Below are 23,008 nucleotides of genomic sequence, written 5' to 3'. Positions count from 1 at the left end.
GAACAACAGAAATGACCGAAGACACCATCAAGCGCCGGGCACGCGGTCTGGACCGGGCGTTCGATATCCTCGATTTCCTCAAGGAAATCGGCCAGCCACTGCGCCCGAACGACATCGCCAATGGCATCGGCAGCCCGAAATCCACGGTCTACGAACTGGTGGCCTCGTTGCTCGAACGGCGGATTCTCGAACCGGTGGGCAAGGACGGTCATGTCTATCTCGGTCGTCAGCTGTACTTCCTCGGCCAGGCGCATCTGCGGCATTTCGACCTCAGTCGCGAGGCCGATCACGCGTTGCAGGAGATCGTCAGCCAGACCCGGGAAACCGCGCAGATGTGCCTGCTCAACGGGCGCAAATACACGGTGGCGCTGATGAAGGAGGGCGAGCGGCATTTCCGCATTTCCTCCGATATCGGCGAGAACGCGCCAATCCCGTGGACGGCGTCCGGACGCTTGCTGCTGGCGCACTTGAGTGACCAGCAGATCAGCGACCTGATCGACCCCGACGACTTTATCCTGCCGGGTGGCGAACGACTGCCGATGGAGACATTTCTCAAGGAAATCCGCCAGGCCGGCATCGACGGTTTCTTCTCGTTCGACAGTGTCGCCGACACCTTTACCCACTGCTTCGCCGCCCCGGTCAAAGACCCTCAAGGCGTGGCCATCTGCACCCTGTGCATCGTCGCACCGCGCGCCGATGCCAAGACCAACTACAACGACTATCGCCGGGTCTTGATCGAGAGCGCCAACAGCCTCGCCCGGCGAATCAACGAATAACCGCGCCCGGCAGCGGGCGCGACTGTGAGGAGTTCGACCATGACGACTGCCAACAACACTGCTGCCGTGGAAAAAGGCGATGCCGCCCTCGGCGCGCAACTGGTGCGTGACATCAGCCTGCCGGCGCTGGTGCTGCACCGCGAGGCGCTGGAACACAACATCCGCTGGATGCAGGCATTCGTCAGCGACAGCGGCGCCGAACTCGCGCCCCATGGCAAGACCAGCATGACCCCGGCGCTGTTTCGCCGTCAGCTCGACGCCGGCGCCTGGGGCATTACGCTGGCCAGCGCCACCCAGACCCGCGCCGCATACGCCCACGGCGTGCGCCGGGTGTTGATGGCCAACCAACTGGTCGGTACGCCGAACATGGCGTTGATCGCCGATCTGTTGGCGGCCGATTCGACCTTCGACTTCTATTGCATGGTCGATCACTCGGACAACGTTGCCGATCTGGGCGCTTACTTCGCGTCCCGTGGCGTGCGCCTGAACGTGATGATCGAGTACGGCGTGGTCGGCGGCCGTTGTGGTTGCCGCAGCGAGCAGGAAGTCATCGAACTGGCCAAGGCCATCGGCGCGCAGCCGGCGCTGGCCCTGACCGGTATCGAGGGTTACGAAGGCGTGATCCATGGCGATCACGCCGTCAGCGGAATCCGAGAATTCGCGGCCTCGCTGGTGCGTCTGGCGGTGCAATTGCAGGACAGCGGCGCTTTCGCCATCGCCAAGCCGATCATCACCGCATCGGGTTCGGCCTGGTACGACTTGATCGCCGAGTCGTTCGAAGCGCAGAACGCAGGCGGGCGTTTCCTCAGCGTGTTGCGTCCCGGCAGTTACGTGGCTCACGACCATGGCATTTATAAAGAGGCGCAGTGCTGCGTGCTCGACCGTCGCAGCGACCTGCATGAAGGCCTGCGCCCGGCGCTGGAAGTCTGGGCCCACGTGCAGTCGATGCCGGAGCCGGGGTTCGCGGTGATTGCCCTGGGCAAGCGTGACGTGGCGTTTGATGCCGGGATGCCGGTTCCATTGCTGCGTTACAAGGCTGGCGTGGTGCCGGCTGTAGGCGACGATGTCGGTGCCTGCAAGGTGACGGCGGTGATGGACCAGCACGCGTTCATGACCGTGGCGCCGGGGGTGGAACTGCGCGTTGGCGACATCATTTCCTTCGGCACTTCGCACCCGTGCCTGACCTTCGACAAGTGGCGCGTAGGGCTGCTGGTGGACGAGCAGTTGTCGGTGATCGAAACCATGGAAACCTGTTTCTGATGAACACGCTCAGTCCCTTGGGTCCGAACACCCCGCGCATCGCCCTGATCGGCGAATGCATGATCGAGCTTCAACAACGTGCCGATGGCAGCCTGCAACAGAGCTTCGGTGGCGATACGCTGAACACCGCTGTGTATTTGTCCCGAGCCATGGGCGACAAGGCGCAGGTCGATTACGTCACGGCGCTGGGTGACGACAGCTTCAGTGACGCCATGTGCCGCAGTTGGGCCGCTGAAAACATTGGTCTGGATCTGGTCCAGCGCTTGCCCGGTCGTTTGCCGGGTCTGTATTGCATCCAGACTGATGCCGCCGGCGAACGGCGTTTTCTGTACTGGCGCAACGAGGCCGCTGTACGCGACTGTTTCACGACCCCGGCCGCCGCGCCGATTCTCGCGGCGTTGCCGGACTACGACGTGCTGTATTTCAGCGGTATCACGCTGGCGGTGCTCGGCGCACAGGGGCGGGAAAAGCTGATTCAGACCTTGATCGAAGCCCGTCAGCGCGATGCACGGATCGTCTTCGACAACAATTACCGGCCACGGCTGTGGGCCTCGGTAGAAGAGGCGCGGGCGGCGTATCGCAGCGTGCTGCCCCATGTCGATCTGGCGTTGCTGACGGTGGACGACGAGCAGGCGCTGTTCCATTTCGAGGACTGTGATGCGGTGTTTGAAGCGTACGCGCAGATCGGCACGCCGGAGGTAGTGCTCAAGCGTGGCGCCGAGGCGTGCCTGATTCGTTGTGACGGGGAAGCGTTCGAGGTGCCGGCGCAGAGGGTCGAGAAGGTGGTGGACACCACGGCGGCGGGGGATTCGTTCAGTGCGGCGTATCTGGCCAGTCGCTTGTCGGGCGCAAGCCCTGCGCAGGCGGCGGAGGCTGGGCACCGGTTGGCCAGTCGGGTGATTCAGGTGCCTGGCGCACTGATCCCCAAAGAATGAATCCGATCTCTGAAGGCGCTGCCGACAGCCGCGCCTTCAGGGCACCGGATCAATCGCGGAAAAACACCTGCACCAGGTGATAGCCGAACTTGCTCTTGATCGGCCCGTGCACCGTGCGCAGCGGCTTCTTGAAGATCACTGCGTCGATCACGCCGACCATCTGCCCCGGCCGCACTTCACCCAGATCGCCGCCGCGCTTGCCGGACGGGCAGGTCGAGAATTTCTTCGCCAGTACATCGAACGCTTCACCGTTGGCGATGCGTTGTTTGAGTTTTTCAGCCTCTTCGGCGGTTTTCACCAGAATGTGGCGGGCTTGGGCTTTCATCGTGCAATACCTGTAGCGGGGTGACGGCGGGGCGCGGATTATGCCTCAAGTCACGGGTTTTGGCTGATCATCGTGCGGATCTTGCCGGCCAGCAGTTCAATGGAAAACGGCTTGGCCACCATGTCCATGCCGTCCTCCAGGAAACCCTGACGCTCGGCGGCTTTCTGCGCATAACCGGTCATGAACAGTACTTTGAGCCCCGGACGATGCTGGCGGGCGATCTCCGCCAGTTGTCGGCCGTTCATGCCCGGCAACCCGACATCGGTCACCAGCAGATCAACACGCAGGTCGGATTCCAGCAGCGGCAAGGCACTTTTGGCGTCTTCGGCTTCATGGGCGCGATAGCCCAGCTCCTTGAGCAGGTCCATGACCAGCATGCGCACCGCCGGATCGTCCTCGACCACCACCACGGTTTCGCCGGTGGCGGCTGCCGGGGCCTCGGTCGTCGTTTCGATCACCGGCCGCTCCGGTTCCAGCGCGTACAAACGCGGCAAGTACAGGCGCACACAGGTGCCCTGGCCCGGCAGGCTGTCGAGGCTGACGTGCCCGCCGGTTTGCTGGGCAAAGCCGTAAATCATCGACAACCCGAGCCCCGTGCCCTGGCCGATCGGTTTGGTGGTGAAGAACGGGTCGAACGCCTTCGAACGCACCGACGGCGTCATGCCGGTGCCATTGTCGCTCACCGCGAGCATCAGGTAATCGCCGGCCTTGACCGGTTCGAGGGTGGTGATGTCGTTGCCGTCGAGGTAGACGTTGGCAGTCTCGATCAGCAGTTCGCCACCGTCCGGCATGGCATCGCGGGCGTTGATCACCAGGTTGAGCAGGGCGTTTTCCAATTGGCTGACATCGGTGCTGACGGGCCAGACACTGTCGGCCAGGCGCAGAGTCAGTTCGATCGGATCGCCCTTGGTGCGGCGGATCAGGTCTTCCAGTGAGTGGATCAGCTCGTTGACGTTCAAGGTCTTGCGATCCAGCGACTGGCGCCGCGAAAACGCCAGCAAGCGGTGGGTCAACGCCGCGGCGCGATTGGCCGAGGACACCGCGGCATCGGTGAATCGACCGATTTCATCAGTACGGCCACTGGCGATATAGCGCTGCATCAGGTCGAGGCTGCCGATGATTCCGGTCAGCATGTTGTTGAAGTCATGGGCGATGCCGCCGGTGAGCTGGCCGACCGCTTCCATTTTCTGTGCGTGACGCAGGGCGTCTTCGGCGCGTTCGCGTTCGAACATTTCGTTCTGCAAACGCTGGTTGGCCTGGGCCAGTTGCTCGGTGCGCGCACTCACGCGTTCCTCAAGGGTTTCATTGAGGTTGCGCAAGGCCTCTTCGGTCTTTTTACGTTCTGTCTCGTCGATCACGAAGATGTAAAAACCGTTCACCGCACCATCCGGGCCGTGGCGTGGCAGGTAGTTCATCAAGGCGTGGCGCTGGCTGCCATCGCGATGGGGTGTGTACAGGCTGAACGAGCAAGGGCGGCCTGCCAGTGCTTCGGCGATGTAGGGGGCACGCAGAAAGTAGGATTCTTCGCCGATCACTTCGCGGATTGTGCGTCCGTACAGCTCTTGCGGCGTCAGCCCGTACCAGTCCAGGTACGCAGCGTTGTTCAAGCGAAAGCGTTCTTCGCGGTCGACGTAGCTGATCAGGATCGGCATTGCGTTGATGATCAGTTGCAGCTCGGTCTGGCTTTGCCGCAGTGCCTGCTCGGTGTGCTTGCGTTCGGTCAGGTCCAGCGCCGCGCCGAGAAAACGCATCGGCCGTCCGTGGTGATCCTTGTAGCAACGCCCGCGAGCGAAGACCCAGCGCACTTCGCCATTGGCCTGCAACAGACGATATTCCTCGGCGTATTCGGTGCCATGGGTGATGCAGTGCTTGATGCTGCGGGCGATCAGCGCGCGGTCTTCCGGGTGCACGCCGTGCAGGTATTCACTGATGGGCAACTGACTGGCCCGCGCCGGGTCGACGCCATGCAATTGAGCAAAATGCGCATCGGCGATGAAGCGATCTTCACCAATGTCCCAGTCCCAGGTGCCGACCGCATCGGTGGCCGCCAGCGCCAGTTGCAGGCGCTCTTCGCTTTCGCGCTGGGCCTTGAGGCTGTCTTCGGAACGTTGCTGCAGTTCCAGGGCAATGCGTCGGCGTTCGTTGGTTTCGATGGCGGTGACCAGAATGCCGGCCACTTGCGCGCTTTCGTCACGAATCGGGCTGTAGGTCAGGTCCAGCCAGAAGTCGGAATCCTTGCCGTCCCGTTGCAGGGTAAAGCGTCGTTCGCTGTAGGTTCGCACCTGGCCTTGTAGGACGGCGCTGTAAATCGGGTCGGTAAAGTCTCGAAGTTCCGGCCATATCTGGTGCGCCGGCTGTCCGAAAGCGTGTGGATGCTTGCTGCCGGCCAGCAGCGCAAAGCCGTTGTTATAGATCTGGGTAAGCTGCGGGCCCCACAAGAGCAGCATCGGCATCGGCGAGTGAATCACGATGTCCACCGCGGTGCGCAGGCTCTGTGGCCAATTGTCGGCGCTGCCGAGCGGGCTGCGGCTCCAGTCGGTGCGGGCAATCAATGCCTGGGCGTCATCGGTGTGCGGTACAGCGTTCATCAAAGGGTCCTGAGCGTCGGTCGGTGAGGCGGCGTCTACTATCCTAGTGCGGTAGACGCTGTAAGGCCCGTCGCGTCACGACGCACGGTCTTAAGTTCATCGAAAGCTTCGCAGGTGCTTTTTGCCATGGAAATCGACGCACTGCTCAAACAACTGGCCAGCCGCCACGGTTCAGATCTGTTCCTGTCCACGGGGGCGCCACCCAGTGCGCGGTTCGATGGCGTGCTGACACCGTTGAGCGAGCAGCCGTTCAAGCCCGGTGAGGTGGCGGCCGTCGCTGCTTCATTGATGGACGCCGAACAACGTCGCGAGTTCGACCGGGATCTGGAAATGAACCTGGCGATTTCCCGAACCGGGATTGGCCGCTTCCGGGTCAATATCTTCAAACAGCGCAACGATGTGTCGATCGTGATCCGTAACGTAAAACTCGACATTCCGCGCTTTGAAGACCTCAAATTGCCATCGGTCCTGCTCGAAACTGTGATGCTCAAGCAAGGCCTGATCCTGTTCGTCGGCGCCACCGACTCGGGGAAGTCCACGTCGCTGGCAGCCCTGATCGACCATCGCAATCGGCACAGCAGCGGGCATATCGTCACCATTGAAGATCCGATTGAATATATTCATCGACATCAACGTTCGATCATCAATCAGCGTGAAGTCGGTGTGGACACCCGCAGTTTTCATGCAGCATTGAAGAACACCCTGCGCCAAGCGCCAGACGTCGTACTGATTGGCGAAATACGCGACCGCGAAACCATGGAACATGCGCTCGCCTTTGCCGAAACCGGCCACTTGGTGCTTTCCACATTGCACGCAAATAACGCTAATCAAGCACTGGATCGGATCATCAATATGTTTTCGGAAGAGCGACGACCGCAGTTAATGCAGGCGCTGGGAAACAATCTGAAAGCATGTATTTCGCAACGCTTGGTGCGTACGGTTGATGGACAAAGACGCGCGGCCGTGGAAGTGCTGCTGGGCACGCCGACGATAACTGATATTGTCCGGCGTGGTGAGTTCGATGAACTAAAATCCATCATGGAAAAGTCTATGGAACTTGGAATGCAAACGTTTGATGGTGCCTTGTTTAACTTGGTGGCGCAGGGGGTCGTAAATAAACAGGAAGCCTTGAGGAACGCTGATTCGGTCAATAATCTCAAGTTGCGAATCAAGCTATTTGCGGACTCGAATAACGGTCTTGATGCAACTCCGGGGGAGTGGGGTTTGATGGAGTAAATTTGCATGTTTTTTTGTGTTTTTTGGTAGCTGTTGGTAATGGTATTTAATATTTCTGAACTGGATCTTGCGCGTGGAGATAAGTAGAACGTCATCGGGCTGAGGATTCAGCACTTAACTTGATGAGGTTTTAAATGTCTGTCGCTAAAAGAAACAAGTTGTTCGGCTCATCGATCATTGCGCTTGCCGAGTGGAAAAGAAGGTCGCAGGGCGATGCAGATGAATGCCGTGAAGTATTGCAAAAACTGGAAGTCGTTCTGGCCAGTTTTTCCGACGATCAGGACATTTACTGGTTTGATTATGATGTAGAGCTAAGAGAAGGGTCGTCGCTGTTCGAGATTTATAACCCCGGCATGCTCATGTTCAATAAACTGGAGAAGCTCGGAGCAGTATTCGGAGCACTTATTCGGGAGAACGTGCGCGATCATGAGGGACTGTTTTGCGTTACTGCAGACGGCAAGATGGAGGTTTTCCACGAGGATAGAGGATGGCTGGACCTGATTGCGGCTAACCACTTTGACCATAGTGAGGAAATTCTCTCAACACTCAAGGTGATTTCAGATGTGGCTCGCACGGCTGGCGGGTACATATGGACCAATCACTCTGTAACGCTTGAGCAGTGGTTCAAGTTCCATGAAATCAACTTGCCGAGAAACAATGCGCAGGTCAGGAATCTCATTGCGCTGTTAAAGTTCGATCCGCAAGTAGAAGAGCCAGCAAACTATTGGGAGCAATTTGAGGCTGAAGGCCAGACGTTGGTCACGTTATCGGACGAGCAGTTTTCGGACATTCGTCGGATGAAACCAAAATTCTTGCCGTCGTATGCAATGTTGACCGCCTTTTATATCGAGACTGGACGCGCTCCGGTGTCCAATGAGAATGCCAGTCAGCGTATTTCCGAATATGTTCGTCACCCCTTCCCTAAGGCATATGCGGAGAAGTGTTTGCAAGAGCTGAGCTGGTTTAAAGAGCGCGAGCAGGGGGCTTTCTCCGAAACTGTTCTGCAGCAGTTCTTGATAACCGCCATATTGCTCGATATAGCCCCGTGGGTAGGCCACAGCCATAAACGCAGGCACATTCAATTGTTTGACTTGTATGCGCCTTCCTCTATTGATTGGCATCCGTCGGCTGTGCGCGTGTTGCTCACTGATTATCTTGCGGGCAATGGCTGGCTTGATCGACGTTGGAGTCCGCTGGTAACGCACCTGCTACTGTCTCGGACGGCACCGGAGTTTCTGGTCAGTGAGGTCCCGGCTTCAGTCACACTCGGATCAATTGCATGGCTAAAGTTCAGTCGTGCCGTAGCACTGGTGGAGGCGGTGAAAACCGGAGCGTCGCGAGTACTGAGTTACTCGCAGATCATGGCTTATGCGGATTTTGAGCCAGTCAGTGAGGCACAGAAACATCTATGGGATCTGGCCATGATCGACCCGATCGTCGATTGGGCACTGCTTAACCGGATTGTGACAAAAACTGAATTCGATCTAGCAGAAGAGGCGACCACCCGGCGTGCGGTTGAGGCGTTCGAACAACACTCGGAGCAACTCGCCCAGATAGCCCGTGCATTCTCGACGCCATTACCCTCCAGAGCAGATATCGCCCGAGCGGCTTTGAAAGTGGCGGCACCGGGTTGTGACACCCTGGATGAAAGAGCGCTCTCGTTGCAGGGGGGGCAGCAACTCATGTCCATGGTCGATCTGCATCAGTCGGGCGATCTTGTCACAGGCAAGTGGGACAGGCGCACCGTGCGCCTGGTGACTAACGGGATACCCAAACCGGCCATCAATTACAACCCGTCGGGTATCAGCCTGTACACGCGCTATCCAAAATTGCGGCAGCTGACTTCCTGTGACGAGGAGATGGATCGGCAGTTGGCCGTGCATTTGAACGAACTCAACAAGGCCATGTTGTCGACCGTGAAACTGGCGTTGGCACAGATGCCTGAACCCGACCTGAAAGTGTTCATGAATGCACAGATAAACTTTCTGACGGTGCGTGAATCGGCGATCTACTATGTTAAACGTCGTATCGGTGGCCCGTTCGATGTCAATCAAGAAAGAGAAACACAGGAAAGCAGAGATGCTGCAACCGGGCGCTTCGGACTTGTGATGTGTGCTTCTCACGAAGACGCCTTCATATGCTATGAACTGTTCACGTCACGTGCGGAGTTCCGAAAAAATAATGATCTGGGTAGCTTGATCATTCGTGAGCGAAAACTCGATCAGCGTTCACGGATGAGCCGTCCGGCGGATCTGACGACTCAACTGACGCTGACTTATCCGCAAAGCCTGCCGCTCAATGTGAAATGCTATACCCACGCAGCGGCTCCGGATTCTGCTATGACCACCAGCATGGCGATCATCGATAATTTTGGTGTGTTGTCGAAGCCCGCCACATCCGCAACCCCCAAGCAGGGTTTCTATCCGCGCTTCAATGATCCGAACATTGCACGTATCGCCGAGTTCATCGTCAAAAACCGTCCATTCCTGGATGCCAGGGAACTTAGAGAGCTGGTGCGAATTCCGACGCCTCTTGAGAGTTCTCAAGAGGAGGGTGAGCGACTGCTTACCTATTTCATCGACCTGGTGGTGCCGTTTAAAAAATGTATTCAGGACATTGCATCCGGCGAGCATGACAAGGTGGTAGACGGCATCTATGGCTGTTTGATGGACGGCATCGGTCTGGTGGGAACGATGGCGGGAGCCAGCTCGAAAGTGTTGACTATTTCTGCCAAGGCCATTTCCACGACATCAAAAGCTGCGCGTTTTTCCAAGTTGGCTTTTACCTCAGCGGTTTCCCTTTTCAATCCGTTCGACGGTGTGCCGTCGGGCTTGCAGTCAACTGGAAAGCTCGTGCACAAAGGCCTTTTGCGGTTCAATAAAAATACCCACGAGCTACTTGCCCTGGCGCAAAAACAACTGCGCACACACAGCGGTCGCCGAGTCGCCTTCGATTTGATCGACAACTCCAGTAGAACTCAATTTGGGCTTGGCACATGGCGGCCGCGTGGCACTACTGGCGACAACATCGCAGTGCTTGCCGCACGTGAAGATAAAAATTGGTTTGCCTTGAATCGTCGCGGCGACTTATGGGGCAAGCCGCTGGTTGGTTTTTCGTATCGAGCGCCTGTGCGGTTGCCTTACTCACCTAAAACCTTGCCAGAGAGCTACACGCGCAGGTTCATTGAACAAAGTCTGCCGCGTGCCCGAGCGAAAATTGACGATGCTATCGCAGTCCTTCAGGGGCATGACTTCAAACAAGATTGCAGCAAGGTAATGAAAATTATGTTCGGCGATACTTCGTCGGTTGCCACTAATCGTCTGGTGAACTATCTACGCTTGATCCGCTTTGACTTTGCCGGTTTTTCGATGAGTAACATTCTGCTTGATACAGTGAAGGAGCACGATGCACTCGCAGCGTTCGACGTGGGCAGTTACAAACGCTGGAAAAACACGGGATCCGGTAATGAAGCGGATATTGCTTTTGTTGAAATTTATACCAGAAATCTCAACAGGCACTTCGTAGGTCTGGGCTTCAACCATGATGTGGTTGCTGATGACCTGATTCACGAGCTGTTTCATGGGGCTGCCCAAACCGATGACATTGGCTATGCCACCGATGCAGAGTTCGAGAGTAACAGGGGGCAGAGACTCGATGTGACGGCGTTGCTGAATATCGCCCTGGGTTGTTTCCCTGTGTCGGAGGAAGGCACGGATTGCCATCAACCGGAGAGGACCTTTGCAAATGCCGATTCTCTGGCTGTGGCAACGTCGTTACTGAGTCAGCTTTACACCGATAAAGTCACGTATGACCGCAACATGGCGATTCTTTGCGATGCAGTCGACGCCAGTGACGGTGAGCCAATTGTTGCCCCGGTTGTTATCACGTTGAACACATCCATGTGACCCTATCGGTTCTCGGCTGATTCAAAACGAAAGTCCGCTCAGGTCATCAGCTCTGACCGATCCCGAAACTGCGCCAGCGCTTCGGGATTGGCCAGAGCATCAGTGTTTTTGACGGGTTCACCGTGCACCACATTGCGCACGGCCAGCTCCACCACCTTGCCGCTGATGGTGCGCGGAATGTCGGTGACCGCGACGATCTTCGCCGGTACATGGCGTGGTGTGGTGTTGGCGCGGATCACTTGGCGAATCCGCTGTTGCAGAGCGTCATCCAGTGTTACGCCCTCCTTGAGACGCACGAACAGCACCACGCGCACGTCGTCCTGCCATTGTTGGCCGATGGCAACGCTGTCCAGTACCTCAGGGACTTTCTCCACCTGCCGGTAGATTTCCGCTGTGCCGATGCGCACGCCGCCGGGGTTGAGCACTGCATCGGAGCGACCGTGGATCAGCATCCCGCCGTGAGGCAACTGTTCGGCGTAGTCCCCTTGGGCCCAGACGCCGGGGAACTGGCTGAAGTAGGATTTGCGCAGCTTTTCGCCGTCCGGGTCATTCCACAATCCAATCGGCATCGCCGGGAATGGCCGGGTACACACCAGCTCGCCTTTTTCGCCGATCACCGGTTGCCCGGCGTCGTTCCACACTTCGACCGCCATGGCCAGGCTCTTGCCCATGATCTCGCCCCGGCGTACCGCGGACAGCGGGTTGCCGTTGACGAAGCAGGACACGATGTCTGTACCACCGGACATCGAGGACAGGCAAACGTCGGGTTTGAAGTCGCGATAGACGAAGTCGTAACTCTGCGGCGACAACGCGGAACCGGTGCAGAGCAAGGTTTTCAGGTGACTCAGGTCATGGCTTTCTTGCGGCTTGATGCCACTGCTTTCCAGGGTCGCAAGGAATTTCGGGCTGGTGCCGAACACGCTGACTTGTTCGTCATCAAGCAGCTCCAGCAATCGCTGGTTGTCCGGATAAAACGGTGAGCCGTCATACAGCACCACTGCGCTGCCGACTGCCAGTGCGGACACCAGCCAGTTCCACATCATCCAGCCGCAGGTGGTGTAGTAGAACAAACGGTCGCCGGGCCCCAGATCGACATGCAACCCGTGCTCCTTGGCGTGTTGCAGCAGTACGCCGCCCGTGCTGTGGACGATGCACTTCGGCACGCCGGTAGTGCCGCTGGAATACAGCACATACAGCGGATGGTCGAACGGCACCGGGACGAACTGCGGTTCATCGCCCGGCTCATAGAAGTCGTCCCACAACGTGACGTTGGCGGGCGTCCGGTAATCCGTGGCATGGGCGTGAGGGCGTGCGTACGGCACGATGATCAGCTGCTGCAAGGTCGGCAGCTGCTCGAGGATTTCGTTGATCTTGACGGTCTGGTCGATCTCTTTGCCGGCGTAACGGTAGCCGGCGCAGGTGATCAGCACTTTCGGCTCGATCTGGCCAAAGCGGTCGATGACGCCGTGGGTGCCAAAGTCCGGTGAGGAACATGACCAGATTGCGCCGAGGCTGGTCGTCGCGAGCATGGCCACCAGGGTTTGCCAGGTGTTGGGCATGCACGCCGCGACCCGGTCGCCGAGCACGACACCGGCCGCTTGCAGGCTGGCCTGGAACCCGGCGACTTGCTGGGCCAGTTCGGCCCAGGTCAACAATTCACGCTGGCCGTTTTCCGCGATGGCAATCACGGCGACGGCATCGTCGCGCCTGCTCAACAGGTGTTCGGCGAAGTTCAGGGTGGCGCCGGGAAACCATTCGGCGCCCGGCATCTGCAGGCCCTCACGCAAAACGGCATCGGGCTGGGTGTGAAAGATGATGCCGAAGAAATCGACGATTGCCTGCCAGAAGGCTTCGCGCTGGTCGATGGACCATTGGTGCAGGGCAGGGTAGTCGTCGAGGTGCAGATGATGGCGCTGATTGATAAAGCGCCGGAAGCCGTCCATGCGGGACCGGGCAATGCGTTTGGCATCGGGCTGCCAGAGAATGTCGGACATGGTTTGCCTCTTATTGTTTGTCAGAAAGCTCCCACTGCAACGTGGGAGCGATCAGTTGAACGCTTACTGTGCGAGCCACCCGCCATCGATATTCCACGCCGCACCACGCACCTGACTGCCGGCTTCGCTGCACAGAAACAACACCAGTTCACCCAGATGCGCAGGCGTGACGAACTCCAGCGACGGCTGTTTCTCGGCGAGCAGGTCGTGCTGCGCCTGCTGCGGGTCGACACCTTTGGCCGCTCGATCATCGATCTGTTTCTGCACCAGAGGCGTCAGTACCCAGCCCGGACAGATGGCGTTGCAAGTGACATTGCTGGCGGCGGTTTCCAGGCCGACCACCTTGGTCAGGCCGATCACGCCATGCTTGGCCGCTACATACGCGGCCTTACCGGTGGAGCCCACCAGACCGTGTACCGAGGCAATGTTGACGATCCGTCCCCAGCCCTTGTCGCGCATGCCCGGCAGGCTCAGGCGGGTGCTGTGAAACACCGACGACAGGTTGATGGCGATGATCGAGTCCCAACGCTCTACCGGAAACTCTTCAACCGCCGCGACGTGCTGGATGCCGGCGTTGTTGACCAGAATGTCCACGCCACCGAACTCGCGCTCGGCGTAGGCGATCATGTCGGCGATCTGTTCAGGGCTGCTGACGTCTGCCGGGTGATGGCCGACCTTGCCGCCGAACTGCTCGATTTCGGCAATCACCTTCGAAGCATCGCCAAAGCCGTTGAGGATCAGGTTGGCGCCGGCCTTGGCCAGCGTCAGCGCAATGCCCAGTCCGATGCCGCTGGTGGAGCCGGTGACCAGTGCGGTCTTGCCAGAAAGAGTCGTCATGAATACCTCACACAATGCCAGTGGCGTAGAAAGTGCCGATTACCACAAAAACCGCCAGGGTCTTGATCAGCGTAATACAGAAAATGTCTTTGTAGGCCTCACGGTGGGTCAGGCCGGTGACCGCCAGCAACGTGATTACCGCGCCATTGTGCGGCAGGGTGTCCATGCCACCGCTGGCCATGGCGGCCACGCGGTGCAGCACTTCGAGCGGAATGTTGGCGGCGTGGGCGGCGCTGATGAACTGTTCGGACATCGCTGCCAGGGCGATGCTCATGCCACCCGAGGCGGAACCGGTGATACCGGCCAGCAGGGTCACGGTGATCGCTTCGTTGACCAGCGGATTGGGAATGCTCTTGAGCCAGTCGGCCAGCACCAGAAAACCCGGCAACGAGGCGATGACCGCACCGAAACCGTATTCCGACGCGGTGTTCATTGCCGCCAGCAGTGCACCGCTGACCGCGCTTTTGCTGCCTTCGGCAAGCTTGCTGCGAATCGCCTGAAAACCGAACGCCAACACCATCAGGATGCCCACCAGCAAGGCTGCCTGCACCGCCCAGATCGCGGTGAGTTTGGCGATTTCGGTGGTTACCGGCGCGGCCATGCCCGGCAGCGCGAGGCTGTGGGTCTTGCCGTACCACTGCGGAATCCACTGGGTGAACAGCAGGTTCATGATGCCCACCGCCAGCAGTGGCGACAGCGCCAGCCAGGGGTTTGGCAGTTTCAGATCTTCGGCAGTTTCCGGTTCATTGCGCAGTTCGGTGCCATAGCCTTCGCCGGCGTGCTGAGCCTTGTTGCGTTGACGCTGCAAGAACAGCATGCCGGCGCAGAACACGAAAATCGTGCCGATCAGGCCCAACCAGGGCGCCGCCCACGCGGTGGTGTTGAAGAAGGTGCTGGGAATGATGTTCTGGATCTGTGGTGTGCCGGGCAGGGCGTCCATGGTGAACGAGAACGCGCCGAGGGCGATGGTCGCCGGGATCAGGCGCTTGGGAATGTTGCTCTGGCGGAACATTTCCGCTGCGAACGGATAGACCGCAAACACCACCACGAACAGCGATACGCCGCCGTAGGTGAGCAGGGCGCAGACCAGCACGATCACCAGCATCGCCTGACGGGTGCCGAGCAAGCGAATGGCTGCCGCGACAATCGAACGGGAGAAACCCGACAGCTCGATCAGCTTGCCGAACACGGCGCCGAGCAGGAAGACGGGAAAGTAGAGTTTGATGAAGCCGACCATTTTCTCCATGAACACCCCGGTGAAGGCTGGGGCGACGGCGGACGGGTCGGTGAGCAGGACGGCGCCGAGGGCGGCGATCGGGGCAAAAAGGATAACGCTGTAGCCACGGTAGGCCGCGAGCATCAGCAGCGCGAGGGCTGCCAAGGCGATGATCACACTCATGGTGTGCTCCTTCGATTGTTATTTTTGTGGGTGAAACGGGTGTGGGAAGGGCTTTAGCGAGAACTGTGCCAGATGGTTAAGCTGTTGAAATATATGGATTTAATTTGATTTAAGTTGTCGATTTTGAAGATTTCGTCTCTGTTTTGAGACTTTTATGTCTGGGCGCGCGACTTCGCGGGCAAGCCCGCTCTCACAGTTGGACGTTTTTCCCTGTGGGAGTGAGCCTGCTCGCGAAGTTTTCGATCTCGTCCCTTTATGGAGATCTGTGTCTCTTTATTGAGACTCTGCAATCCCCAGCGCAATCATCTTCTTGTACAGCGTCGAACGCCCAAGCCCCAATCGCTCAGCCGCTTCAATCACCTTGCCCCCGCATTGCGCGAGGGTCGATTGAATCAACTGCCGGTCAAAACGCTCCCGAGCCTGGCTGAAGGTCTCGTTGCCTGTTGGCTCTGACACTGACGTCGATGCTCGCTCGACCGGCGTAAACGTACCAATCGCCGCGCGAATGTCGCTCGCTGTCAGCATCAAGTCATCACTGAGCAACGCCGCTCGTTCCAGCACGTTGCGCAACTCGCGAATGTTCCCCGGCCAGGCGTGCTGCCCCAGCAGCTCCAGGGCTTCGCGATTGAGTTCATGCTGGCTGCGCAGCTCTTCAAGAATCGCTTCACTTAGGGCTGGCAAATCGTCCAGCCGTTCACGCAGTGGCGGCACCTGAATCGGCAGCACATTGAGCCGGTAGTACAAGTCGGCGCGGAACTCGCCGCGCTTGATCGCCGCCTCCAGATCCGTCGAGGTCGCGGCAATCACCCGCACATCGCTCTGGATCACGTCGTTGGAGCCTACGGGTTCGAATTCTTTTTCCTGAAGCACCCGCAGCAATTTGCTTTGCAGTGGCAGCGGCATGTCGCCGATTTCGTCGAGAAACAGCGTCCCGCCCTGAGCAATCTGCAACTTGCCGGTGCGGCCCTTGCGATCGGCACCGGTGAAGGCGCCGGGCGCGGTGCCGAAGAACTCGGCTTCGAGCAGCGCTTCGGGAATCGCCGCACTGTTGATGCTTACGAACGCCTTGTGCGCTCGGGGTGAAGCGCCGTGGATCGCCTGGGCCAGCAATTCCTTGCCGCTGCCGGTCTCGCCCAGCAACAGAACCGGTGACTCCGCACTCGCGCTGCGGCGGGCACGGCGTTTGACTTCCAGGCTGGCCGCGCTGGTGCCGATGAAGTGGGCGAAGTTGTATTTGGTCTGCCGGGCGCGCAGCAGCGAACGGGTCGAGGCCAGTTCTTCCTGCATGCTCAGGTAGCGCTTGAGCATCGGCGACAGGCTGCGCAGTTCATCGAACAGGGCGAAGCCGATGGCGCCGATCACCGATCCGGCGTCGTCATGGATCGGCAGGCGCATCACCACCAGCGGTTCTTTCGGCGTGTCCTGCATGTCCAGCAGAATCGGTCGCCCGGTGCGCACCACTTCACGCAGCAGACTGCCCGGTATCACGCTTTCGCAAGGTTTGCCGATGGCGCCGGCCGCAGAGTCGAGCCCGAAGCGCCGGGCATAGCGCTCGTTCATCCAGACGATGTTCGCGTCGCGGTCGACAATCACCGTGCCCTCACTGGATTGCTCGATGATCTCGAACAACGAACGGATCGCCAGCGTGCGAACCCGTTGGTAATCCTTGAGGCTTTCAGTGGTGTTCATGGCGGCGTCCATTGGCGGAAGTCAGGTGGCGCGATTATGCCTATCCCGGATGCGCCGCCGCCAACAGCTCTTTGGTATAGGGATGCTGCGGCGAGTCGAACACGTCGTGACTGGCGCCGCGTTCGACCACTTTGCCGTCCTTGATCACGATCATGTCGTGGGCCAGTGCCCTGACCACCGCCAGGTCGTGGCTGATGAACAGGTACGTCAGGCCATGTTTTTCCTGAAGCTGGCGGAGCAGGGCGACCACCTGTTTCTGCACGGTGCGATCCAGCGCCGAAGTGGGTTCATCGAGCAGGATCAGTGCCGGTTTGAGCACCAGTGCCCGGGCAATGGCGATGCGCTGACGCTGACCACCGGAAAATTCGTGGGGGTAGCGATGACGGCTGTCGGGGTCGAGGCCGACTTCCTTGAGCACCCGAATCACCTGGGCGTCGCACTCATCGGCGGTGGACTGGCAGTGTACCTCCAGCCCTTCGCTGATGATCTGCGCCACCGACATGCGCGGGCTGAGGCTGCCGAAGGGATCTTGAAACACCACCTGCATCTGCCGGCGCCACGGGCGCATTTGCTTCTGGTTCAGGTCATCGAGGGACTGGCCCTGAAAGCGGATGCTGCCTTCGGAATCGAGTAAGCGCAGGATTGCCTGACCCAGCGTTGACTTGCCCGAGCCGGATTCACCGACGATGCCCAACGTTTTGCCACGCTGGATGTTCAGGCTGATACCGTCAACGGCACGCAGGTATTGCTTGCGCTGGAACAGCCCGCCGCCGACCGCGAAGTCGACCCGCAGATCTTCAACTTCCAGCACGTTTTCCCGTTCATCCCGGGGAAGCGCTTCACCCTCAGGTTCAGCATTGAGCAACACGCAGCTATAGGGGTGTTTCGGCTCTGTAAACAGGGTTTCGCACGGTGCCTGCTCGACGATTTCCCCGGCCTTCATCACGCACACCCGCTGGGCGATGCTGCGCACCAGATTGAGATCGTGGCTGATCAGCAGCAGCGACATCCCAAGCCGTTGTTGCAGGGATTTGAGCAGCACCAGAATCTTGCGCTGCACGGTGACGTCGAGGGCCGTGGTCGGCTCGTCGGCGATCAACAGTTCCGGTTCGCAGGCCAGGGCCATGGCGATCATGACGCGTTGTCGCTGGCCGCCGGACAATTGGTGGGGGTAAGCCTTCAACCGTTCTTTCGGTTTCTGGATGCCGACCAGTTCAAGCAGTTCGAGAATGCGTTTCTGCGCCTCTTTGCCGCCCAGGCCTCGGTGCAGCAGCAGGGTTTCGCCAATCTGCTTTTCGATGGTGTGCAGCGGGTTGAGCGAGGTCATCGGCTCCTGGAAGATCATCGCGATGCGGTTGCCCCGCAAGTCACGCAAGGTCTTGGGATCAGCTCCCAACAGCTCCTGGCCGCGATAGCGAATGCTGCCGGTGGTCTGGGCTTCGCTGTCCGGGAGCAGTTGCAGGATCGAGTGGGCTGTCACCGATTTGCCCGACCCCGACTCGCCGACCAGTGCCAGACACTCGCCGGGGCGGATGTCCAGGCACAGATTGCGCACCACGGTGTGGCCATTGAAGGCGACGCTGAGGTCACGGATTTCGATCAGGTTGTCAGTCATTTCAAGGATCCGTTCATGAGCGCGGGTCAAAGGCATCGCGCAACGCTTCGCCGATGAATACCAACAAGGACAGAATCAACGCGAGGGTGAAAAACGCCGTCAATCCCAGCCACGGTGCTTGCAGGTTCTGTTTGCCCTGGCCGATCAACTCGCCCAGCGACGCACTGCCGGCGGGCATGCCGAAACCCAGGAAATCCAGCGCGGTCAGGGTGGAAATCGCCCCGGTCAGAATGAACGGCAGGTAGCTCAACGTGGCATTCATCGCATTGGGCAGGATGTGCCGGAAGATCACCTTGCGGTCGGTCAGGCCCAGCGCCCGCGCAGCCTTGACGTATTCGAGGTTGCGCCCGCGCAGGAATTCGGCCCGCACCACATCCACCAGCGCCAGCCATGAAAACAGCGCCATGATCCCCAGCAGCCACCAGAAGTTCGGCTCGACAAACCCCGACAGAATGATCAGCAGGTACAGCACCGGCAGCCCCGACCAGACTTCGAGCAGGCGCTGACCGAGCAAGTCGATCCAGCCACCGTAATAGCCTTGCAGGGCGCCGGCCGCGATGCCGATCAGGGCGCTGACGAAGGTCAGCATCAGCGCGAACAGGATCGACACTCGCGCGCCGAAAATCACCCGTGCCAGCACGTCCCGCGCCTGATCGTCGGTGCCCAGCCAGTTGACCGAAGTCGGTGGGCTCGGCGCCGGTTTGTTGAGGTCGTAGTTCGGTGTGTCATCACTGAACGGGATCGGCGGAAACAGCAACCAGCCACCGTCCTTGCGGATCAGATTCTGGACGTAGTCGCTGCGGTAATCGGCCTGGAACGGCAACTGGCCGCCAAATTCCTGTTCGGTGTGGCGCTTGAACACCGGGAAATACCACTGGCCCTGATAGCTGACGACCAGCGGTTTGTCGTTGGCGATCAGTTCGCCACCGAGGCTGATCACGAACAGACCAATGAACAACCACAGCGACCACCAGCCCCGACGGTTTTTCTTGAAGCGTTCGAAACGGCGACGGCCCAGAGGCGAGAGCTTGAACATCAGGCATTCCTCGCGGCGAAGTCGATGCGCGGATCGACCAGCGTGTAGCACAGGTCGCCGATCAGTTTTATCAGGAGGCCGAACAGGGTGAAGATGAACAGCGAACCAAACACCACCGGATAGTCGCGGGATACGGCCGCTTCGTAGCTCATGCGCCCAAGGCCGTCGAGGGAGAAAATCACCTCGATCAGCAACGAACCGGCGAAGAACACACTGATGAACGCCTGGGGAATGCCCGACACTACCAGCAACATCGCGTTGCGAAACACATGGCCATACAGCACCCGGCGTTCGCTCAGGCCTTTGGCGCGCGCGGTGACCACGTACTGACGGGTGATTTCATTGAGGAACGAGTTCTTGGTGAGGATGGTCAGGGTCGCGAAGCCACCAATCACCAGTGCAGTGACCGGCAGAACAAGGTGCCAGAAGTAGTCGGCAACCTTGCCCAGCGTCGACAGCGACTCGAAGTTGTCCGAAACAAGCCCGCGCACCGGAAACCAGTTCAGCGACGTACCGCCGGCAAACACAACGATCAGAAACATCGCGAACAGAAACGCCGGCATCGCGTAACCGATGATGATCGCCGTACTGCTCCAGATATCGAAATGACTGCCGTGGTGCACGGCTTTGCGAATGCCCAGCGGGATCGACACCAGATAGGTGATCAGCGTCGCCCACAGCCCGAGGGAAATGGTCACCGGCATTTTCTGCAGGATCAGGTCGGTGACCGTGGCGCCCCGGAAGAAGCTCTTGCCGAAATCCAGCTGCGCGTAGTTCTTGAGCATCAGCCACAGGCGTTCATGGGCCGGTTTGTCGAAGCCGTACTGTTTTTCGATGTCCTTGATCAGCTGCGGATCAAGGCCCCGGCTGGCGCGGGAGGTGCTGCTCATGGTTTCGCTTGCACCACCGCCGACATTGGCGCCACCGATGCCTTGCAAATGAGCGATGGCCTGTTCCACCGGACCGCCAGGGGCGGCCTGGATGATCACGAAGTTGACCAGCAGAATGATCACCAGGGTCGGGATGATCAGCAGCAGACGCCGCAGTATGTAAGCCCACATCAGTGCGGCCCTCCGGGTCTGCCACGGCTGATCTTCTCGGCCGTCATCTGCTGGTTGGTCAGCGGCGTGCTGCTGATTTCCCACCAGCTCTCGATCGCTTCGTCATTGCTCGCCTGCACGGTCGGGATGCCGAAGCGGTTCCACCAGACGGTCGAGGTGCCGGGCGGGTAATAATTGGGGATCCAGTAGTAGTTCCATTGCAGCACCCGGTCCAGCGCGTGGGCGTAATGCAGCATATCTGGCTGGGTCGAGGCGCGGATCAGACCATTGATCAAGGTGTCGACTGCCGGGTTTTTCAGCACCATGTAGTTGTTGGCGCCAGGATCGTTGGCCGAAGCGGACCCGAAGTAGTTGAGCAGTTCCCCACCGGGTGAGGTGGTGACCGGGTAGCCCGTGACAATCATGTCGTAATCGCGGCTCATCAGCCGGTTGACGTATTGCGAGGAGTCGATGCGGCGGATATCGAGATTGATGCCGATTTGTTTCAACGTGCGCTTGTAGGGCAGCAGCAAGCGGTCCATGCCGTTCTGGCTGACCAGGAAGGTGAAGCTCAGCGGCTCGCCCTGCGCGTTGACCAATTGGTCGCCGTCGGGTTTCCAGCCCGCCTGTTCAAGCAGTTCGAGTGCCTGAAGCTGCTTGTCACGGATCAGTCCGCTGCCGTCGGTTTTCGGCGCCTCGAAGACCTTCGTGAATACCTCGTCGGGGATTTGTCCGCGCAGTGGTTCAAGGATCTTCAGTTCGGCGGCGTCTGGCAGTTCACTGGCAGCGAGGGCGCTGTTGGAAAAGTAACTCTGCTGGCGGATGTACATGTTGCGCATCATCTGCCGGTTGCTCCATTCGAAGTCCCAGAGCATGGCCAGGGCCTGACGTACGCGGCGGTCCTGGAACATCGGTTTTTGCAGGTTGAACACGAAGCCCTGGGCCGATTGCGGCGCCTCGGTTGCCAGGTGAGCCTTCTGCAGGCGCCCGTCGCTCAGGGCCGGGCTGTCGTAGCCGATCGAGTAGCCAGTAGCGGAAAATTCGCGGTTGTAGTCGTAGGCGCCGCCGCGCAACACCTGGCGGGCGACATCGGTGTCGCCGAAGTACTCGATGCTGAAGTGATCGAAATTGTAGAGCCCGCGGCTGACCGGCAAGTCCTTGCCCCACCAGTCGCCATTGCGCTCGAAGGTGATACTGCGTCCGGAGTCGACTTTTCCGACTCGGTACGGGCCGCTGCCCAGCGGAGGTTCATAGCCGCCACCGCCAGCGAAATCCCGGGTCTTCCACCAATGCTCGGGAAACACCGGCAGGGTTGCGATATCCAGCGGCAAGGTGCGGTTTTCATTGCTTTTGAAATCGAAGCGCACGGTGAGCGGCGCCTCGACTTCGACGCCTTTGACGTCGGCGAACTGGGTGCGATAGCGCAGGCTGCCCTGGGTCATCAGCAAGTCGTAGGTGTAGCGCACGTCTTCGGCTGTGATCGGTTTGCCGTCGGCGAAGCGTGCCTTGGGGTTGATGAAGAAGCGTAGGGACAAACCGTCCTCGGAACGCTCCATCTTTTGTGCCACCAGTCCGTAGACGGTGTAGGGCTCGTCCATCGAGCGCTGGGCCAGCGGGGAATACAGCAGGCCATCGATCTGGGTGACGCCGATGCCTTTGTCGATGTAGGGCAGGACATGGTCGAAGTGACCGATTTCGATCGCCGAGCGGCGCATCGTTCCGCCCTTGGGGGCCTGCGGATTGGTGTAGTCGAAGTGACTGAAATTGGCCGGGTACTTTGCCGGTTCGCCGTAAACGGTCAATGCATGCTGCGGTGCAGCGCTCACACCGGCGGCGCTCAGCAGCAGAGCCACGGCAGTGAACATCAAAGTGGAGAAAGCCAGTCGCATTGTCAGCCTTAGAGCCGGGTAATCGATAAGCGCAATTTGTACGCGAGCGCAGCGCTGTTCGCCAGTCGCGTGGTGTAACCAAAACACAACGGCCCGCCATCTTGCGGGCCGTTACACAGCTCAGCGGACGAAGGATCAGTCCTGACGGCTGGTGACTTCCAGCAGGTGATAACCGAACTGGGTCTTGACCGGGCCCTGGACGACATTGATCGGGGCGCTGAAAACCACGGTATCGAATTCCTTGACCATCTGGCCCGGGCCGAACGAGCCCAGATCACCGCCCTGACGGCTGGACGGGCAAGTGGAGTTGGCTTTGGCGACTTCAGCGAAATCGGCGCCGGCTTCGATCTGGGCCTTGAGTTCGTTGCACTTGTCTTCGCTGGAAACCAGGATGTGGCGGGCGGTGGCTTTAGCCATGGGAAAAATCTCCAATCAAATCAGTAAAGGGTGGAGCCTACCGGATTCAGTGGCCGATTTCTCGGCA

Annotated in this window: 16 protein-coding genes; 5 read left to right on the top strand and 11 right to left on the bottom strand. The window is 59.3% G+C overall.

Going from position 1 to position 23,008, the window contains the following annotated elements; genetic code table 11:
• Window positions 1-11: 11 nt before the first annotated feature.
• From AC07N4_RS03130 to AC07N4_RS03120, 3 genes are read left to right on the top strand one after another with little or no spacing between them, the layout of a single operon-like run.
• A complete protein-coding gene (locus AC07N4_RS03130) occupies window positions 12-776 on the top strand; it encodes an IclR family transcriptional regulator (protein WP_273539332.1) in 765 nt (254 codons plus the stop codon).
• A 39-nt stretch (window positions 777-815) separates the two neighbouring features.
• Complete coding sequence (locus tag AC07N4_RS03125) at window positions 816-2,036, top strand: amino acid deaminase (RefSeq protein WP_493064917.1); 1,221 nt, start codon at window positions 816-818, stop codon at window positions 2,034-2,036.
• Window positions 2,036-2,971, top strand: coding sequence for a sugar kinase (locus AC07N4_RS03120; protein ID WP_493064916.1), 936 nt, complete (start codon window positions 2,036-2,038; stop codon window positions 2,969-2,971). Before AC07N4_RS03125 ends, AC07N4_RS03120 begins: the two co-directional genes overlap by 1 nt.
• Window positions 2,972-3,020: 49 nt before the next feature.
• On the opposite strand, the gene AC07N4_RS03115 is transcribed toward AC07N4_RS03120, so the two are convergent.
• Window positions 3,021-3,296 (bottom strand): peptidylprolyl isomerase, encoded by a 276-nt coding sequence (locus AC07N4_RS03115; protein ID WP_096821583.1) that lies wholly within the window; start codon window positions 3,294-3,296, stop codon window positions 3,021-3,023.
• A gap of 50 nt (window positions 3,297-3,346) precedes the next feature.
• The gene (locus AC07N4_RS03110) at window positions 3,347-5,884 is read right to left on the bottom strand and encodes a PAS domain-containing hybrid sensor histidine kinase/response regulator (protein ID WP_493064915.1); all 2,538 of its coding nucleotides are present in this window, start codon (window positions 5,882-5,884) and stop codon (window positions 3,347-3,349) included.
• 126 nt (window positions 5,885-6,010) lie between these two features.
• On the opposite strand from AC07N4_RS03110, the gene AC07N4_RS03105 reads away from it, so the two are divergent.
• Together AC07N4_RS03105 and AC07N4_RS03100 are read left to right on the top strand one after the other, a co-directional pair.
• Window positions 6,011-7,120, top strand: coding sequence for a PilT/PilU family type 4a pilus ATPase (locus AC07N4_RS03105; protein ID WP_493064914.1), 1,110 nt, complete (start codon window positions 6,011-6,013; stop codon window positions 7,118-7,120).
• A 134-nt stretch (window positions 7,121-7,254) separates the two neighbouring features.
• Window positions 7,255-11,025 (top strand): hypothetical protein, encoded by a 3,771-nt coding sequence (locus tag AC07N4_RS03100; protein ID WP_493064913.1) that lies wholly within the window; start codon window positions 7,255-7,257, stop codon window positions 11,023-11,025.
• 38 nt (window positions 11,026-11,063) lie between these two features.
• On the opposite strand, the gene AC07N4_RS03095 is transcribed toward AC07N4_RS03100, so the two are convergent.
• The 9 genes from AC07N4_RS03095 to AC07N4_RS03055 form a co-directional block, all read right to left on the bottom strand.
• A complete protein-coding gene (locus AC07N4_RS03095) occupies window positions 11,064-13,019 on the bottom strand; it encodes an acetoacetate--CoA ligase (protein WP_493064912.1) in 1,956 nt (651 codons plus the stop codon).
• A gap of 63 nt (window positions 13,020-13,082) precedes the next feature.
• A complete protein-coding gene (hbdH, locus tag AC07N4_RS03090; protein WP_493064911.1) occupies window positions 13,083-13,856 on the bottom strand; it encodes a 3-hydroxybutyrate dehydrogenase in 774 nt (257 codons plus the stop codon).
• Window positions 13,857-13,863: 7 nt separating this feature from the next.
• Complete coding sequence (locus AC07N4_RS03085) at window positions 13,864-15,255, bottom strand: GntP family permease (protein ID WP_102622257.1); 1,392 nt, start codon at window positions 15,253-15,255, stop codon at window positions 13,864-13,866.
• A gap of 273 nt (window positions 15,256-15,528) precedes the next feature.
• On the bottom strand, window positions 15,529-16,944 hold the full coding sequence (locus AC07N4_RS03080; RefSeq protein ID WP_192558128.1) for a sigma-54 interaction domain-containing protein: 1,416 nt from the start codon (window positions 16,942-16,944) through the stop codon (window positions 15,529-15,531).
• Between the two features lie 40 nt (window positions 16,945-16,984).
• A complete protein-coding gene (locus AC07N4_RS03075) occupies window positions 16,985-18,559 on the bottom strand; it encodes an ABC transporter ATP-binding protein (protein ID WP_493064910.1) in 1,575 nt (524 codons plus the stop codon).
• Window positions 18,560-18,572: 13 nt separating this feature from the next.
• A complete protein-coding gene (locus AC07N4_RS03070) occupies window positions 18,573-19,595 on the bottom strand; it encodes an ABC transporter permease (protein ID WP_102622254.1) in 1,023 nt (340 codons plus the stop codon).
• A complete protein-coding gene (locus tag AC07N4_RS03065; RefSeq protein ID WP_096821570.1) occupies window positions 19,595-20,656 on the bottom strand; it encodes a microcin C ABC transporter permease YejB in 1,062 nt (353 codons plus the stop codon). Before AC07N4_RS03065 ends, AC07N4_RS03070 begins: the two co-directional genes overlap by 1 nt.
• Entirely contained in the window at window positions 20,656-22,524 is a 1,869-nt protein-coding gene (locus tag AC07N4_RS03060; RefSeq protein WP_102622253.1) for an extracellular solute-binding protein, read from the bottom strand. Before AC07N4_RS03060 ends, AC07N4_RS03065 begins: the two co-directional genes overlap by 1 nt.
• A gap of 135 nt (window positions 22,525-22,659) precedes the next feature.
• Window positions 22,660-22,941: a peptidylprolyl isomerase gene (locus tag AC07N4_RS03055; protein ID WP_041478733.1), complete on the bottom strand. Its 282-nt coding sequence runs from the start codon at window positions 22,939-22,941 to the stop codon at window positions 22,660-22,662.
• Window positions 22,942-23,008: the final 67 nt, after the last annotated feature.

The sequence above is a fragment of the Pseudomonas sp. GW821-FHT09E04 genome (assembly GCF_059416185.1).
The sequence above is the reverse complement of the archived record's forward strand: the minus strand, read 5'-3'. Positions and strand labels throughout refer to the sequence as shown.